Here is a 16,730-nt window from a genome sequence, read left to right on the forward strand (position 1 = left end):
TTATGCTAACAGAAAAAAAACTAAAAGCGCTCGGTTTTGAGCGGTTTGAATGGTCAGAAGATGGTATTGTGATTTGTGACCACAAGTTAAAAAAGGGTGGAGTTACAATTGAAATCACAAACCTTACTACCGTAGAAATTACAACGCAAGGGCAGTATGTGCCGCTTCCCCTAGACTCGGAAGAAAAGCTGGAACAGTTAATAAATCTTTTATCATGAATAATATAGTGCAATTATTTTCTTATCAAGGTAACGAGGTTACTTTTAGAAATGAACAAGGAATAGCGTACGTTAATGCTAATAATATGGCTAAGCCATTTAAAGGTAAAGAGCCAAAACATTGGTTTGAAAACAAAGAAACACATGAATTTCTACATGCATTAGCTTTTGCAAGAGGTTATAAACCGATGGGGAAAATTCCGACTTCGTTAAATACCAGTGAGTTAGCGAGAGTATATCCTTCTTTACTAATCGTTGTAAAAGGTGGATTACAACAGCAGGGGACTTGGATGCATGAAGATGTTGCATTGGAGTATGCTCAATGGTTATCAGTAGACTTCAAACTATGGTGCAACGATCGAATTAAAGAACTTCTAAAAGTCGGTATGACTACAACTCATTCTATTTCTGAGCTTGTTGATAATCCTGATATGATTATTGAGATGGCAACTAAGTTAAAGGCAATGCGGGCTGAAAATGAAGCAAAACAGCTTGAAATTGATAGAGCCAATCAAACCATATTAACGCAAGCTCCAAAAGTTAGATATGTGGATGAAGTTTTGTTGACGGATAATCTGATAACTGCAACCACGATAGCCAAAGAACTAGGTTTTTCTGCAGTCACTTTAAATAATAAACTGAAAGACCTTAAAATTCAATATAAGCAAAACGGTCATTTCGTTCTCTACTCTCAGTACCAGGATAAAGGTTTTACTAAAACAAAGACGCACACTTTCCTTGATAGTAGTGGCGTTCAGCAAGTGTCAATACAAACCTATTGGACTCAAAAAGGCAGAGCTTTTATTCATGGCAAGTTAAATCCAGAATTTCAAAAACACGATAATTAAACTTTAAAATAATAAGACAATGAATATCCTAATCAAAACCCTAACAATGATCAACTTCAAAGGCGTAAAGAACTTTACTGTTGATTTCAATTTTATCACGAACATCTATGGTGCCAATGCATCTGGAAAGACAACCATCTTCGATGCTTTCACCTGGTTGTTATTCGGAAAGGATTCAACCGATCGCAAAGATTTCAATGTAAAACCCTTAGACCCTAGCGGAACAACGAGAGACCGTACAGAAAATGAGGTTTCCGCTGTACTCGAGGTAGATGGCCAAGACATAACAATTCGCCACATACAAAAGGAAAAGTGGACCAAGAAAAGAGGCGAGGAGGTTGCGGAGTTTACCGGTAACGAACATTTATACTTTTGGAACGATGTGCCGGTAAACGCGGGTGAATTTCAAGCAAAGGTGAACGATTTACTTCCGGAGAATGTATTCAAGCTTATAACAAATCCGCTTTATTTCAACTCTCAGAAATGGCAGGACCAGCGCTCGGTGTTGTCGGAGCTCGCTGGGGAAATTACTGATAGCTTCCTTACCGGGAAATATCCCGAGCTGCAGGAGTTGCTGAACGCACTGGATGGAAAGACCTTGAAAGAGTTTAAGGCTAAGGTTTCCTCGGATAAGAAAAACCTTAAGGATCAGCTTGCTGAAATTCCCGGACGAATTGACGAGGCCGAGCGCGGCAAGCCGGAGCCGGTAAACGAAGCTGAAGTAAATGCCCGTATTGCAGAATTACAAGCGGAATATGATGGATTGGAACAGGCAATTGTTGATAAAAACGCGGCAAACGAAAAGGAAAATTCTCGTATTCAAGCTGTCCAAAAAGATATCCATGATTTAAAATTGGAGATCCAAAACATCGAAGCAGCGCATCGTTCTGCTTATACTTCGGATGTAAATGCGGCTAACTCGGGTGTGAATGAAGATAAGGCGAAGCTTAACAATTTGGATTCCCAATTGCGTTTGCAGGAAAATCAATTAAAGCAATTGGAGCAGTCTCATGCCGATCAACTTGCACGAATTGAACACGATAAACAGGATATCAACGATCGTTTAGTGAGTTTAAGAACGCTTTTCATTTCTGTAAATGGACGTGAACTAAATCCAAATGATAAGGTGTGCAAGGAGTGTGGTCGCGAACACGAGGCTCATAATATTGCCGAGTTACAAACAAAGTTCAATGAGATCAAACGCAAAGAACTTGAGGGTTTAAATATTCAAGGTGCAGGCTTGAAAAAGGACCTTGAAAAGCGCAAGTCGGATATCGTGCAAGCTAAAGAGCAATTCGAGATTACCAAATCGGCCATCATTACCTCTCTGAAAAATCTGAAAGCATCACTTGAGGAGGTTCAAACTAAAGTTGAATTAGCAAAAAATAAAACTGTTGTAGTTAAGACTTACGAGGATCGCGTAATGGAAGACGATGCGATTGTCACTAAAATGAATAAAATCACGGAGCTCCAAGAACAACTTGAGACTACTCCGGTAGATTACGGTGATTTGCGTATCAAAAAGGCAACTGTAAATGCTGACTTAGATACCGAAAAACGTAAACTGAATACGTCTGAAACTATTGCAAAGGCTGATAAGCGTATTCAGGAGCTTAAGGACCAGGAGAAAACTATGTCACAACAGCTTGCGTCCCTTGAAAAACAAGAGTTCGCGGCTGAGAAATACGAAAAAGCCAAGTCCGAAGAATTGGAGAATCGTGTTAACGGCATGTTCAAGTTCGCGAAATTCAAATTGTTCAAACCGCTAATTAACGGCGGAGAGGAACCGACTTGCCAAACAACGTACAATGGCGTGCCGTTTTCAGACCTTAACACTGCTGGTAAAATCTTAGTTGGTATCGATATCATTTCAACATTATCAGCACACTATGGTGTTATCGCTCCGATTTGGTTAGATAATAGAGAGTCTATTACGGTAATTCCAGACACAGCTTCTCAAGTGATAAATTTAATTGTGTCTTCCGGTGATGAAAAACTAAGAGTAGCGTAGTATGGAAGTTTGGACAGATATTAATGGATATGAAGGGTATTACCAAGTGAGTAATGTGGGTAATGTTAAAAGTATTGAAAGAGTAGTTACAGAAAAAGGAGGTAAGAAAAAATCACTTGTCAGCACTATGTTAAAATGCGCTAAGTATAAAAACGGATATCATTTTGTTGTCTTATGCAAAAATTCTGTTAGAAAGCAGTTTAGCTTACATCGTCTTGTCGCATTACATTTTATTCCAAATAGTAATATGAAATTAGAAGTTAACCATATCGATGAGGACAAGTCAAATAATTCAGCTTCCAATCTTGAGTGGATATCTCATAAAGATAACATAAACCACGGAACTGCAATATCACGTAGAGTTAAAAACTCTGATTTCAGAGGTGAAAAAAATCCTATGTATGGGAGGTTCGGAGCTGCAAATCCTAGATCAAAACCAATTTACAGGATAGACGATTGCGGTCGAATAATATCTAGACATGAGAGCTCCAACGAGGCCGCAAGGGAATTTAACCTAAATCCATCTTCTATCATTGGCGTATTAAATGGTCGAATTGGTAAAACAAAGGGATTCAAATTTAGAAGAGCCTAATGGCTAAAAAGCCAGCAACGACATACCCAATAATCACGTCGGTGTCATGCTCGGGTTGCAAATACATGCACCCGGGCGAACATCCGGTCTTAATGTGGTGTGCCAAAATCAAAATGCCGCGTGTTGCGGATGAACCAAAGCAGTGTATTTATAAAAACTTAAAATAAAAATCAATATGTCAAATCAACAATCAGCAGTAGCACTCCAGCAAGAAGAAAAGAATATTACTACATCGGTGTTAGCAAAAGTAAACTCATTCCAACAGTCTGGTGAGCTACGAATTCCTAAAGACTACAGTCCAGAAAATGCTTTAAAAAGCGCGATGTTAATTCTTCAAGAAACAAAGGACCGGAATAGCAATCCCGTTTTGCAATCGTGCTCAAAAGAGAGTATTGCTAATGCGCTTTTAAAAATGGTGGTATGGGGATTGTCCCCTCTAAAAAAACAAGGAGATTTTATTGCTTATGGGCAAACTTTGGAATTTACTCCAGAGTACACCGGAAACTTAGTTCTAGCTAAAAGATATGGCGGGTTAGTTAGTCATAACCAAAGAGCAATTTTCAAAGGTGATGAGTTCGAATTTGAGACTGATTTAGAATTTCCCTACCGTACTCGTATTCTAAAGCATAAGCAGTCTTTGGAAAATATTGGCGGTGAAGTTGTTGGGGCATATTTCGCCTACGAGTTAGCGGATGGCACCAAGGATGTTGAGATTATGAATATCACACAAATTAGATTGGCGTGGGGGCAAGGTGGATCTAAAGGTAACAGCGTTGCTCATAAGAACTTTACTGACCAAATGGCGATTAAAACAGTTATTAACCGCGGGTGTAAGTTGCTTATTCGTGGGTCAGATGATAGCATTTTGTTTGACAAGGATGACGATAAGCCATTCGATGAAACTGCAAGTAAGGTTCAGACTGAAATTAAAAAGAATGCCAATAAGCAAGCATTATCTTTCGAGGATGCAGAAGTTGTTGAAACCAAAGAACTGAATCCAGCATCTGTAAAAGCTACAGTGCCGCCAGTTCAACCGGCTGTTGATATTCCAGCGCCAAGCGCGATCCAACCGAACAGCAATCCAAGTGACGACCAAGTTGAGATGAGTTTCTAATGCGTCTACACATCATCAACAGCAATAGTGATGGTAACTGCTACCTTTTCACCGACAATGAGGGAAACACTCTTATTGTCGAGTGTGGGGTGCGTTTCGAAAAGATTAAACAAGCCTTGAATTTTGATTTAAGCAGGGTAGTAGGAAGTTTGGTTACACATGAGCACGGTGACCACTGCAAAGGCGCAAAGGATGCTGTAAAAGCAGGGATTGACGTCTATGCGACAGTGGGAACGATCAAAGGATTGAAGTTCGAAAGCCATCGTTTAATCGCGATACCAAAAGGTAAAGCTTTCAATCTAGGTCCATTCTCTGTAATAGCTTTTGATACGCATCACGACGTAAATGAACCTTGCGGCTTCCTTATTAAGCATGAGGAAATGGGAACCACGCTTTTCTTAACCGATACTATTTACTGCGATTTTTCATTCTGTGGCTTAAACAACATCTTAATCGAGGCGAACTATAGCCAAGACATTATCGATGAAAAGCTTTCTGGAAACAGGTTTCTACGTAACCGCGTAATTCAATCCCACATGAGTATTGAAACATGTATTGAAACACTTAAAGCAAACGATTTACGGGCAGTTAATAATATCGTGCTTATCCACTTGTCCGATAGGAACTCGGACGCTAAGGTTTTTAAACAACGTATTGAGGACGCAACTTTAAAAACTGTCAGCATTGCTACTGCAGGGCTGACTCTTGAAAACTTTGATTTACTTCCGTTCTAAATTTAGAACGGAAGTGAATCATCACTATGAAAGATAAAATTTCCAGAATAATTAAAGTGCTTTTTCAATGCCTCTTTGGTTTTTGTCAATAGTATTTGGTTTTCATTTAATAACTTGTTAATATTTTTATCTTCAGTCATGCCTATTTCTAGTGTTCTTTTATATTTCGCTAAATATGGATATTGGATTTTATTTTCTTCATTTAATTTATATTTACTTGCCTTATTAATGTATTCCGAAATTTCGAAAAAAAAATCTTCATATATCATTTGTTTTTTATCATAAGAATATAAAACGTCTTTATAAAAAAAAGATATCTGCTCTTTGTAAAACTTTATATTTGATAGATGCAATCTATTGTATTCTTTAATTATTTCTTCAAAATAGTCAGATTTAACAAAACGGATTCTAAAGAACTGTTCTTCTCTCTTAATAATATATCTCGAAAGAAATTGTTCCGTCTGAATTGAGTTTTGTGTTATTTTACTATTAGATTCAATATTGAAATTAATCAAATCAGAGTCTACAATTGAGATTAGATTGAATTGATAAACACATTTTTCTTTTTTTCGCCCCGCAAGTAGTCCCATTTCATAAGATTGGGCTTTCATTAGAGATTGAATTGAAGAAAAAATAGCTTTGTCATTTTGCGGTTTTCCTGTAGTTTTATTTAATTCTTGGAACGCAAATACTTCTAAATCGGGTAGTTTCATTAAGTTATGTGTTTTTTGGTCTTCATGAAACTTATAGTAGTTTTCATTAAAATTTTTTTGTCCTTTTTGATAGAGAATAGGTTTATGATTGGACCAAATTGTGTTTGGCCAATAGTTATGATTTGGATCACTAGTTTTTCCTGGTCTAGAAATTAATCCCCAAATATTATTTTCACTTTTTTTGCAGCTAATAAGAAGTACGGTATAAACTAAAATCTCTTTTTCCTTCTCAACTTTATACCCTAGAATATCCATCTCTCTAGGTGCATCAGCAATATCATCTTCATAGTATTTACTGTTTATTATATTCCACTTTTCTTTTTTTAGTATTTGTATAATTTCATTTTCTAAGATAAACCCCGTAGTTTTTATACCGTCTATATATTTATTGTCCATAAGAAATAAATTAATCAATCTTGAAAATATAGAATATTTTATATTTATTAAAATTATTGTTTAAGACTTAGTTAGTATTTGCCTTATCTTAGGGCAATTTTAATTTCAAGTATAGGAATGAAAAAAAAATTGATTTTATTGATGGCTTGTTCATGTCTTGTTGGTTGTGTTGAGAAAAAGTCAAAAGGTATAAGTGAATATGAAAATACAGAAGATAATATTTCGCTTAAATCTGAATCTATTGCTAATAAGGAACAAACTATAAATGATAATTCAGATGAATTACGGCTGTTTAATGTTATTAAAAGAGATTTTAAGGATAATCAATTTCTCGATGTGCAATCTAGAGCAGAAGATTTTTACAAAAAATACAAATTGTCAGATAAATTGGATTCAGTTGAGCATATGTATGAAAAATCTATGGATAAGTTAGAGGCTCAAGAAATGAAAGAGTATGGTAGCTTAGCATTTACAAGATATAAATTGCATGAAAACCCCATTTTAAATCCTAATCCGAAAATGAGTGCTCCTGCTGATCAATTTCTAAATAGATTTACGGGTAGAGGAAGTGATTTTGCTAAGCTTGTGAAGAATCAATTGCAAGAGCCCGATGGTTTTGAGTATATTGAAACTAAGTATATGAATAAAAATAGTGGATACATTGCATTAGTAATGCGTTTTAAAGCTAAGAATGGGCTAGGTTTAGTGGTTGAACGTGAAGCGCTAGGTAAATTTGATAAGATCACAGAAACATTTACTGATATTAAAATTAGAGATTAATATTTATAATATCTTGCATATTTCAAAAATATTTATCAACTTTGGATTAGCGAACATAACAAAGCGTGTAAGAAGCTTTCCAAAATAGACTTACAAAAAAATATTTATCAATACCAAGGTATTGAACTATAAGATCAACCCTGTTGATGTGGTTACAATTCTAAGTAGTTTCTACTTGCTTTGTTATGTTTCGCGACCCACACGGCAGGGCTTTTTGTTGCCGATAAGTTGTATAAAATGCGAAACATAACAACAACCCCAATTAAGCCAATCCAGGCGCCCTCTATTGCTTCAAAAATTGAAGAGCTAGAACAATCCATCAAATCACTAAAAGCGGTCATAGAGACGCTTTGCGAGCTTCCTGATTACTTAGTAGCGGAAGAGTATAACGCAGAGGTTTTCGATACTATCTGCGAACTACAAACTGTTATTTTTTTCCTTAAAAAATCTCAACTTTCTAAAGCAGCGTAACCATGGTTCATACTGCAAGTAATTTTGGTAACATCAACGAGGTTGAAGTTATCCGGGAAGACCTACGTCATGTTTTTGCTAAAGCGAGTATTTATGATGCCGAGTATGGATTTGAAGTATCAATGTTTATTTCCATTATAGGGAGGCAAATCGATGCTTTGTACGACCTTATTGAGCTGGTCGATAATGAAGCTATCCAGGACAAAATGATTGATATTGTAGGGGAGGTTGAGCTTTTGTTAAAGACTTTATCAAGGAAAATTAGCAAAGAGGTGTTTTCGAGTATTAGCGATGCGATTTACACGGCAAAAACATATTTGTTAAAATAACAAACATAACCATTTGGTTAAATTGTGAATTTAGTTTAGCTTTGAATTACTTAATTGCATCATCTCACATACATGCAATGTATAAAGACATTTTAGCCCTTGATAGGATGAACCGGTTGTGAGATGCTGGGGATTCCTGCCAAGGGCTTTTTTAATCAAAAAACTTAATAATCATGTATAGAGAAATAATAATTAATGAAATCTTAAAAGGCGGTTTGCACATATTTACTGGTGAAAATGTAGAAAATCCAAAAATTATTAGGAACGAAGATTCCTCTGCCATCATTACAAGTATGCTTACTGAACCTAGATGTGTATTAGCTTCTAATGTAGTAATTGTAGGAGACACTTTAGATCAGTCTCATATTGATACAGCTATCAGAAGCAAGTTAAATATAGAAATAGAGATAGAAGCAATGAAAAAAATTAATAGAAATATTGAAAGATCAATGGTTCAAACAACAATAGTATTACACGAACAAAACAGACATCATATAAAACAATTAAATCTAAACCTTTTTAATGATCGTAGTATATATTTTAATTTTTTTAAATGCGATGTTAAATTCTCACGGTAAAAAAAAAGGTAAAGGAGGTAATAATGTCTAGTGCGCAAGGATGGATAAAGCTCCATAGAAGCCTTTTAGAATGGGAATGGTATAAAGACCTTAACACACGTTCTTTATTCCTACATCTTCTTATTAGGGCTAATTTTAAGGATAATAAATTTCAAGGAAATACGATAAAAAGAGGTCAATTATTGACTGGAATTAACGTTTTATCGCTCGAAACTTCTCTTTCAGTTCAACAACTACGTACATCGTTAAAAAAACTAAAATCAACAAACGAAATAACAATCGAAACTAGTACTAAAAACAGCATTATTACTATAGTAAACTATGATTTTTACCAAAATTCAGATGAATAGCAACTTGAATATTAAATATGGAAGGATGGATTAAGTTACATAGGAAAATCCAAGGGCATTGGCTTTTTTCTGAAAAGAGGGTGTTTTCTAAGTATGAGGCTTGGATTGATATTCTAGTTAATGTCAATCATAGTTCTTCTAAAATTGTAATAGGAAATTCATTGATTATTTGTAACAGAGGGCAGAGTTTACTGTCTTTAGATAGTTGGGGTAAGCGTTGGAATTGGAACAAATCTGCTGTTAGAAGATTCTTGATTCTTCTTGAGGATGACGGCATGATTAAAACTGAAAATGTTTTAAAGACGACACGCTTAACTGTTTGTAATTATGATGATTATCAAGATGCAAGAAACGCAAATGAAACGGACTTGAAACAGGAAGGAAACGCAAATGAAACAGACTTGAAACAGGAAGGAAACGCAAATGAAACGCGTTCGACACCAAACAAGAATGAAAAGAATCTTAAGAATGAAAAGAATGAAGAAGAATGTAAAGAAGAATCTATACAGTTTGTTAGTGCCGAAAATGAATTTTCGTCCACGCAAACAAAAAATAGTATTGAATCTAGATTGGAAATATTTCGTTTAAAAATTGAACCATTCAAAGAAAATTATTCTAGTGATACGCTCAATGACTTTTGGAGGTATTGGACAGAAAAAAATTCTGACGGAAAAAAAATGCGATTTGAAATGGAAAAGGTGTTTGACGTATCGCGAAGATTAATTACTTGGTCAAAAAATGAAAACAAAAATTTTAATGGAAAAGCAAAATCAAATTTCAGCAGTCAATCAAGACAAGAAAGAATTGACGAAGTTCGTGAGTTCAGGATCGCTAATCAGCAAGCTATTGCCGAACGACTATCGAAGTATACAACAGGTGATCCGAAGTAATTTACCGTCAATTGCTAAAATTAGAAAAGAAGATCCTGAAATTGCTACTATGGTAGTAGCTGAATTTATAACTGATCTTGTAGAGTTTCTGAATGTAGGAAAGATTATGAACGCTTCACAAGTATCTCAAACAGCATTGTACACGCTTCAGTATTTTCCACATTTCAATTTAGCTGATCTTAAGCTTTTTTTTGATAAAATGAAGTTGGGTCATTTTGGTAGTTTTTACGATAGGATGGATGGCCAGTTGATATTAGAGAAGATGGAAGTTTACAATCAAGATCGAATGACTGAATTTGAACAAATTAGACTTCAACAAGACAGGGAGATTGTAAAAAATAATCCAATAGGAAATGGATATCATCCATTAGTTATTGACGCTATCAAAAAAGCTGTAGGAGACAAAAAACCATTTTCACCGGAAGCTATAGAGCCAAGAACTCAAACAAAAGCTGAAATATTTCAGAAAATGGCACTGAAGCAATTTGATAATCTTTTTGCTAAGTATGGTATTAATATCGGCATTAGAGCCTTGAAAATTGGAAAATCAATATTTGCGATTGAGGATTTTATTGAAAGAAAAGTTAACAACAAAATTAATTTTATCAAAGATAAATGACATGTCAAATGATGTTCTTTTTTGAATTAAAACTTAATCGTTTGGTTAAGTTGAATTTTGTTTATAGCTTTGCTTTCATGGAAAAATTCATTTTAAAATTGGCCCAGCAACGTAATCCCGAGGTTCCCTTTGCGGATTATCGGGCGGAATTGACGGCTCAAAAGATGGACGATTCCGCACTGAAAACTCTATTCGACAAGATTCAGCCTAGTCAGAAAAAGCATAATTCGGAGATTCAGTTTACCGCTTGCGTGCTACTTCTGTTCTCGCCAAAGTCGATTCTTTTGAGTGAGAAAGTTGAAAACGGCGTATGCCTGGCTATCAAAAATAGTCTTGGAGTGAACCAGCAGAGCGCATCTTATCGCATCAAGGTGGCTCGTGAGGTTTATCAGGTTGATAGGGTGTTTAAACATCTAGTTGATGGATTTGTAAAGGAGGTGAAGGATGAGTGAGGAGCAAACTAAGAGGTTAACCGTTAAGCAACAGTTGTTTATCGATTATTACCTAATGCATTTTAACGCCACCAAAGCGGCTATTCAAGCAGGTTACAGCGAAAAGACAGCTTATTCAATTGGTAGTGAATTATTGAAAAAACCTGAGATAAAAGCGCTTATAGACGCGCGACTCAAGGACTCACGAATGAATGCTGATCAGGTCATGAAGTTGATGACTGACATTGCTGGATCCAATATTAATGACTATTTCAAAGTTATAGAAATTGAACGGCCTAAAACTGTAAAAAAACCTCTTCAAGAATTGATTGACAGAAAGAAGGAATCTCTTTTAAGGCAGCATATATTTGCCGAGAGAAAAGGTTTTATTGAAGAGGATATGGATAAATTCTTGGAAAGTTTAGAGCCTCAAGAGGATGAAATAATGCGATTAGAGATTCGTCTCGAGCGTGAGCCTGATGCCATTTTTGAAGATATGGAACTTGAAATTGTTCAAGAGGTCCGTCTTGACTTGGTTAAGCTTGCATCTGACAAAGAATCGGGTAAAATCAAATCTTTTGAAATGAAAGAGTTTGGTCCCAAAGTAGAACTTTATCCTGTTGATGGAATGCTTGATAAACTTGCTCGTGTAAATGGAATGTATACTGATACTTTGGTGGTTGATGATAAAAATAAAATTGATCCAAACGACCTAAGCGATGACGCTATTCGCGAATTAATGAAGCTGGCTAAAAAGCAATAATGAATGAAGTCGACTTGATATTATCAAACCTTGATGTGAGAGATCTTCAAGGAATATCCTTCAAACGAGGGATATTTGATTTTATTGTCGAAACGCCAAAGGGAAGGCACGAAAAACAGGAACAAGCCCTTCAAATCCTAACGGATAATGTAACGGAAGAGTTTTTGTATGGTGGTGCTGCAGGAGGCGCGAAATCATGGACCGGTTGCTGCTGGCTAATGTTTCAATGCATTAACTTCCCTGGTACACGTTGGTTTATCGGCCGTGAGGAGCTTAAGCGTATCACTGAATCAACCCTAATAACCTTTTTCAAAGTCGCATCGGCTTATGGGATCCGTAACGGAATTGACTTCAAGTACAACGGACAAAAGAACTTTATCCAGTTCAAAAATGGCAGTCGTATCGATTTGTTAGAGCTTAAGTTTTTACCTCGTGACCCTGCTTATGAAAGATTTGGTTCTACAGAGTATACCGGTGGATGGATAGAGGAAGGTGGAGAGATTGATTTTGGTGCCTATGACGTATTGAAAACCCGTATTGGCCGTCAGTATAACGAAAAGTACAATCTTATCGGTAAGCTTTTCATTACCTGCAACCCTAAGAAGAACTGGATGTACACAACATTCTATCTTCCAAATAAGCAGGGTAAGCTTCCAGAGTTAATGAAGTACCTGGCGGCCTTTGTTCAGGACAATCCGCACATCGATAACGGTTATGTTGAAAGGTTACGACGGACTAAGGATAAAGCGAAGAAAGAACGTCTTTTAAACGGCAATTGGGAGTATGATGATGATCCAAATGCAATGTGTAAGTACGATGATTTGCTTGCTATGTTCTCAAATATTCATTTGTGGGACCGATACAACAATTTAACTGTAAAACCAAAATGGTACATAACTGCCGATGTTGCTCGATTTGGTTCTGATAAGGCTAGGATAGGTGTTTGGTGGGGATGGATTCTTATGGAGCATCATTCATTTGATAAATCATCAACAACGGATATTCAAGCATGCATTAATGCAATGCGCTCAAAGTATGGCATCCCTGCGCACCAATGTATTGCTGATGAGGATGGCGTAGGTGGTGGTGTAGTCGATTTATGTGGTATTCTAGGGTTCGTTAATAATGCCAAACCTATCGTAACAGATGAAGCCCGGGAGAATGAAACTAGGATGTACGGAGATAGTAGAGGTGAGTTGCCACCAGACAAAGAGAATTACCAAAATCTACAAACACAATGTGCCTATTTGCTTGCTGATGATATTTCAGGGCACAACATTTTCCTTAAGTGTATAGAGTCGGAATCTGATAAACAGGAGATTAACGAGGAGTTCTCTTGGCTAAAAACCTATAAAGTTGATGACGAAAGAAAACTTAGGATCCTTCCAAAAGAAGAGGTTAAAAAGCAAATAGGTAGATCGCCGGATTGGCGAGATTTGATTTTAATGAGAAAATACTTCGATTTAGTTTCTGTACAAGAAGAAATCGACGATTCAATTTTTGATTTATTCTAACCCCCTAACCGCTAAACAAAAAACTAATGGTAAAAGAAAAAGACGAAACAAAGAAAGAAGTGCAGCTGCCAACTCCAGCACTGCCAGCTATTGTTGAAGCGGTTGGGGCTACTGTGGCACCTACCTATGCAACAGCAAAACAGGAGTACGATGTTACGCAGCACGATGTATTTAATGAGGGTGAAGGGTATAGACCTAAAAAGAAGGTTCGAAGTTTAAGAAAAGACTCTGAGGGCAATCCAATTCTAGATAAGGCTAACAAAAAGATTTATGATACCAAGCGTATCGAGGTAAACCGGATCGGAGTGCCTTTACAAGAGCTTATCGTTAAGCGTCGTGTGTCGTTTATGAATGTATCTAAAATCCAATTAGAAGCTAATCCACAAAATGATCAGGAGAATAGACTTTACCAGATGGTGAAGAAAATCCGTGATGATAACAAGATTTCTTTCATAGAAAAGGAAGTGGCTCGGCGTATGCTTAGTGAATTGCAGGTTGCAAAGCTTTGGTTTTCGGAACCTGTTGAAACGGGCTACTGGGGAGACATCGCGCCAAAAGCAAAGTTTAAAATGCGTTGTAAGGTGTTATCTCCAGATTTGGGAGACACCCTTTTGCCAGTGTTCGACGATTACGGCAAGATGATCTATTTTGGCCGTATTTATCAAGCTTCACGCAGCTTTAATGATATTGTTTCGGATCCTGATTTTACCGGTCTAACTACCGATAAAGACCAGCGATTTGATATCTACTCGGCTACAAATATCTATAAGTTCCGCAAGTCAAGAGCCGGCGAAACAATCATTTCCACACCTAGCAACAACGGTTGGATTGTTGATTCTGTAATAACGCATTCTTATGGAAAGATTCCCGTAACGTACTATTCAAAGCCTTTGCCCCCCTGGGCTTCCGTGCAATCCGCTATTGCGAGGATTGAAACTTTGATCTCCAATGCGGGAGACACGAACGACTATCACGCGTCACCGGTGTTTGCTATGTTCGGAAATGTTGGTGCTAAAATGCTGGAAAAAGGAGAACAAGGTAAATCACTTCAGATTACCGGCGATAAAGCTGACGCTAAGTATGTGACTTGGGACCAGGCAACAGATGCGATCAAAATGGAGCTTGACACCCTTATGAACTATGTTTTCACATGTACACAAACGCCACAGATGGCTATGGAAGATTTGAAAGGCCTTGGTGCTCTTAGCGGCGTTGCTTTCGATCGCGTTTTTATGGACGCCCACCTTGCCGCCCGCGATGAGATTGACGGAGAGTATGGAATGAGCACCCAGCGAGATATTAATTTGCAGATTGCTTTTTGTGGAGCTATAGACACAAGTCTGCTCCCAGCTATTAAATCGCTGGCAATCGGTTTTGATATTCCGCTTTACCGGATTAACGACGATGCGGAAACCGTCGGTTTACTTCAAAAGGCTGCGGGTGGTGCAAAGGTAATCTCCCAGAAAACGGCTATTGAGTATTCGCCCCTTACCAAAAACTCGGAGGAAGAACTTAAGCAGATTCAGGAGGAGGAAGCTGAGCAAGTTAAGGATGAAGATACTGTAACTAAAGGCTTGCCTAAAAGTTAGATACATGAAAAATTCATAGGGTTACCGACATTGATGTCGGTAACCATGCAATTTTACTTCAAATACCCATTAAGTAAGAGACTCATTAATTGCATACACTATTTTTTTAGATATGCCTTCAAGACCAGGATACACTGAATCATATGAGAAACCAAGTTTATAGAGGTCTTTTTTAATTTGTCTAAAATGTTGAAAAGGAATTATTATTTTTTTGAGAAAGTTTTCCTTAGATGGATGTTTTGTTAAGCCATTAATTTCACATCCAAAAAGTGTGAAACATGAGCTTTGCCTTTTCATGCGTTCATCAATATAAAATGGCTTAAGAGCGATGGGGTATTGTATTTTTTCATCATTTGCATGCAGCATATCCATGTCAAAATAGTTAAACACCTCCTGTTGGATATCAATTGATGCATACAGTTTAAGTTCTTCAGTATTGTTGTGATTAACAATCTTTGTTGTTTCTGAATTTAAAATAAATGGGTCTAAGATCCATATTAATGCATTGTTTTTACTGTTTGTATCCTCAACTGCAAAAAATAAAGATATTAATGAATTTTCTGTCCAATCTAACAATCTCGTATGTGATCCATAATGCTGCATAATGAATGTAGTACCAAGGTCATTGTTTACAATATCAAATTCTTTTAGATACTGATACGCTTCATTTTTGAAAATACCCCTAATGCTTGCATCTTTTTTGTGAAAGTCACTAGCGTCATTAGGATTCTGTATATATTCCCTATACAAGTTAGGAGTTAGGCACGTATCCTCATACTTAGAATTTTCAGCTCTAAACCACAAGTAATGACTGTAAGCGTGAGTACCAAAATCTATTGATTTAACTTTATCTATGTATTGTGTTATTGATTCAATTATTTCTGTATTCATATAATATGTCTAGTACGGTATTACTAAAATAGTAAAACTAGATATATCTTTCTGTAATCCCCCAAATTACAAAATCACCTTTTAAAAACTACTTATCCATACGGTTAATTTTGTGTTTAAAATAGTTAACCGAGGATAGCACGGAATCGCTTTCCGGATTAGACTCCTTTAAACATAAACACATGTCATTAAAAGCAAAAATCATTTCCAAATTGAAAGAGAAAGCAACCGCATTGGGTGTCAATCTTTCAAATGTTCGAATCAACGGACTAGCGGACAAGTTAGATGGTATTATCACTAACGAGGACGATATCGACGGTGAAATCGACAAACTAGATCAAGTATTAAGTTTCAAAGAATTGGCGGCGCTGGACGATACTAAGCGTAATGCGGACAACAATGCCGCTGAAGCAGAAACGGCAAAGGCTGAAAAAGCTAAAAAAGAAGCAGAGGAAAAAGCAGCGGCTGAAGGCGGAAGCGGTGGTGGTTCTGGAGATGAAATGCCTGCTTGGTTTAAGGCTCATGTTGAAAGCCAAAATAAGGTGATCGAAACCTTAACAACAACTGTTGTTAATCTTCAAAACGGCAATACAGCCCAATCACGACGCCAACAACTTGAAGCCAAATTGAAGGACGCTCCTGAGCGATTCAAAGCGCAAACACTTCGAAATTTCGACCGATTAAAATTAGATAGTGAAGATGACTTTGCTAACTATCTGGCCGAAGTGGAGCAAGACGTTGCTGAGGAAGTTCAGGCTGCAAGTGATGCTGGTCTTGGAATTGATTCCCCTGTTCGGGGTGCTGGTGGTGGCAAATTGAAGGATGACGAGGTGTCGCCTGCAATGAGAGAAATTGTTGAACAGCGCAAAGTGGAGGCAGCAGCCAAAGCTGGCGCATAA

19 protein-coding genes are annotated in these 16,730 nt (G+C 36.9%); 17 read left to right on the forward strand and 2 right to left on the reverse strand.

Going from position 1 to position 16,730, the window contains the following annotated elements; all coding sequences use genetic code 11:
- The first annotated feature begins 2 nt into the window (after positions 1-2).
- The 6 genes from B9Y69_RS10740 to B9Y69_RS10765 all read left to right on the forward strand — a co-directional run bounded on the left by B9Y69_RS10740 (position 3) and on the right by B9Y69_RS10765 (position 5,517).
- Entirely contained in the window at positions 3-218 is a 216-nt protein-coding gene (locus tag B9Y69_RS10740) for a hypothetical protein (protein ID WP_085472935.1), read from the forward strand.
- The gene (locus B9Y69_RS10745) at positions 215-1,066 is read left to right on the forward strand and encodes a phage antirepressor KilAC domain-containing protein (RefSeq protein WP_085472936.1); all 852 of its coding nucleotides are present in this window, start codon (positions 215-217) and stop codon (positions 1,064-1,066) included. The genes B9Y69_RS10740 and B9Y69_RS10745 overlap by 4 nt, the downstream gene beginning before the upstream one ends.
- A gap of 19 nt (positions 1,067-1,085) precedes the next feature.
- The gene (locus tag B9Y69_RS10750; RefSeq protein WP_085472937.1) at positions 1,086-3,077 is read left to right on the forward strand and encodes an AAA family ATPase; all 1,992 of its coding nucleotides are present in this window, start codon (positions 1,086-1,088) and stop codon (positions 3,075-3,077) included.
- Position 3,078: 1 nt separating this feature from the next.
- Positions 3,079-3,669 (forward strand): NUMOD4 domain-containing protein, encoded by a 591-nt coding sequence (locus B9Y69_RS10755; protein ID WP_085472938.1) that lies wholly within the window; start codon positions 3,079-3,081, stop codon positions 3,667-3,669.
- Positions 3,670-3,844: 175 nt separating this feature from the next.
- Positions 3,845-4,783, forward strand: a complete 939-nt coding sequence (locus tag B9Y69_RS10760) for a recombinase RecT (protein ID WP_085472939.1) — start codon at positions 3,845-3,847, stop codon at positions 4,781-4,783.
- Positions 4,783-5,517, forward strand: coding sequence for an MBL fold metallo-hydrolase (locus B9Y69_RS10765; RefSeq protein ID WP_085472940.1), 735 nt, complete (start codon positions 4,783-4,785; stop codon positions 5,515-5,517). Before B9Y69_RS10760 ends, B9Y69_RS10765 begins: the two co-directional genes overlap by 1 nt.
- A 2-nt stretch (positions 5,518-5,519) precedes the next feature.
- Here the strand turns inward: B9Y69_RS10765 and B9Y69_RS10770 are convergent, their stop codons facing one another.
- On the reverse strand, positions 5,520-6,626 hold the full coding sequence (locus tag B9Y69_RS10770) for a hypothetical protein (protein ID WP_085472941.1): 1,107 nt from the start codon (positions 6,624-6,626) through the stop codon (positions 5,520-5,522).
- 117 nt (positions 6,627-6,743) lie between these two features.
- Between B9Y69_RS10770 and B9Y69_RS10775 the strand changes: the two genes are divergently transcribed.
- From B9Y69_RS10775 to B9Y69_RS10825, 10 genes are all read left to right on the forward strand, one after another.
- A complete protein-coding gene (locus tag B9Y69_RS10775; RefSeq protein WP_085472942.1) occupies positions 6,744-7,406 on the forward strand; it encodes a hypothetical protein in 663 nt (220 codons plus the stop codon).
- A 237-nt stretch (positions 7,407-7,643) separates the two neighbouring features.
- On the forward strand, positions 7,644-7,877 hold the full coding sequence (locus B9Y69_RS10780) for a hypothetical protein (RefSeq protein ID WP_085472943.1): 234 nt from the start codon (positions 7,644-7,646) through the stop codon (positions 7,875-7,877).
- A gap of 2 nt (positions 7,878-7,879) precedes the next feature.
- Positions 7,880-8,206: a hypothetical protein gene (locus tag B9Y69_RS10785; RefSeq protein WP_085472944.1), complete on the forward strand. Its 327-nt coding sequence runs from the start codon at positions 7,880-7,882 to the stop codon at positions 8,204-8,206.
- A gap of 173 nt (positions 8,207-8,379) precedes the next feature.
- Positions 8,380-8,784 carry a hypothetical protein gene (locus B9Y69_RS10790; RefSeq protein ID WP_085472945.1) on the forward strand — a complete coding sequence of 135 codons (405 nt, stop codon included), beginning with the start codon at positions 8,380-8,382 and terminating at the stop codon, positions 8,782-8,784.
- A 367-nt stretch (positions 8,785-9,151) separates the two neighbouring features.
- Entirely contained in the window at positions 9,152-10,024 is an 873-nt protein-coding gene (locus B9Y69_RS10800; protein WP_085472947.1) for a curlin repeat-containing protein, read from the forward strand.
- Complete coding sequence (locus B9Y69_RS10805; protein WP_085472948.1) at positions 10,011-10,643, forward strand: hypothetical protein; 633 nt, start codon at positions 10,011-10,013, stop codon at positions 10,641-10,643. The genes B9Y69_RS10800 and B9Y69_RS10805 overlap by 14 nt, the downstream gene beginning before the upstream one ends.
- An 8-nt stretch (positions 10,644-10,651) precedes the next feature.
- Positions 10,652-11,095, forward strand: a complete 444-nt coding sequence (locus B9Y69_RS10810; protein ID WP_144036548.1) for a hypothetical protein — start codon at positions 10,652-10,654, stop codon at positions 11,093-11,095.
- Entirely contained in the window at positions 11,088-11,837 is a 750-nt protein-coding gene (locus tag B9Y69_RS10815; RefSeq protein WP_085472950.1) for a terminase small subunit, read from the forward strand. The genes B9Y69_RS10810 and B9Y69_RS10815 overlap by 8 nt, the downstream gene beginning before the upstream one ends.
- Complete coding sequence (locus B9Y69_RS10820; protein ID WP_085472951.1) at positions 11,837-13,351, forward strand: terminase large subunit domain-containing protein; 1,515 nt, start codon at positions 11,837-11,839, stop codon at positions 13,349-13,351. Before B9Y69_RS10815 ends, B9Y69_RS10820 begins: the two co-directional genes overlap by 1 nt.
- Positions 13,352-13,377: 26 nt before the next feature.
- Entirely contained in the window at positions 13,378-14,940 is a 1,563-nt protein-coding gene (locus B9Y69_RS10825; RefSeq protein ID WP_085472952.1) for a phage portal protein, read from the forward strand.
- 69 nt (positions 14,941-15,009) lie between these two features.
- Here the strand turns inward: B9Y69_RS10825 and B9Y69_RS10830 are convergent, their stop codons facing one another.
- Positions 15,010-15,831, reverse strand: coding sequence for an FRG domain-containing protein (locus B9Y69_RS10830; RefSeq protein ID WP_085472953.1), 822 nt, complete (start codon positions 15,829-15,831; stop codon positions 15,010-15,012).
- Between the two features lie 182 nt (positions 15,832-16,013).
- Here B9Y69_RS10830 and B9Y69_RS10835 point away from each other — a divergent pair, with 182 nt between their 5' ends.
- Complete coding sequence (locus B9Y69_RS10835; protein ID WP_085472954.1) at positions 16,014-16,730, forward strand: hypothetical protein; 717 nt, start codon at positions 16,014-16,016, stop codon at positions 16,728-16,730.

The sequence above is a fragment of the Sphingobacterium psychroaquaticum genome, assembly GCF_900177625.1.
Lineage (GTDB): Bacteria > Bacteroidota > Bacteroidia > Sphingobacteriales > Sphingobacteriaceae > Sphingobacterium > Sphingobacterium psychroaquaticum.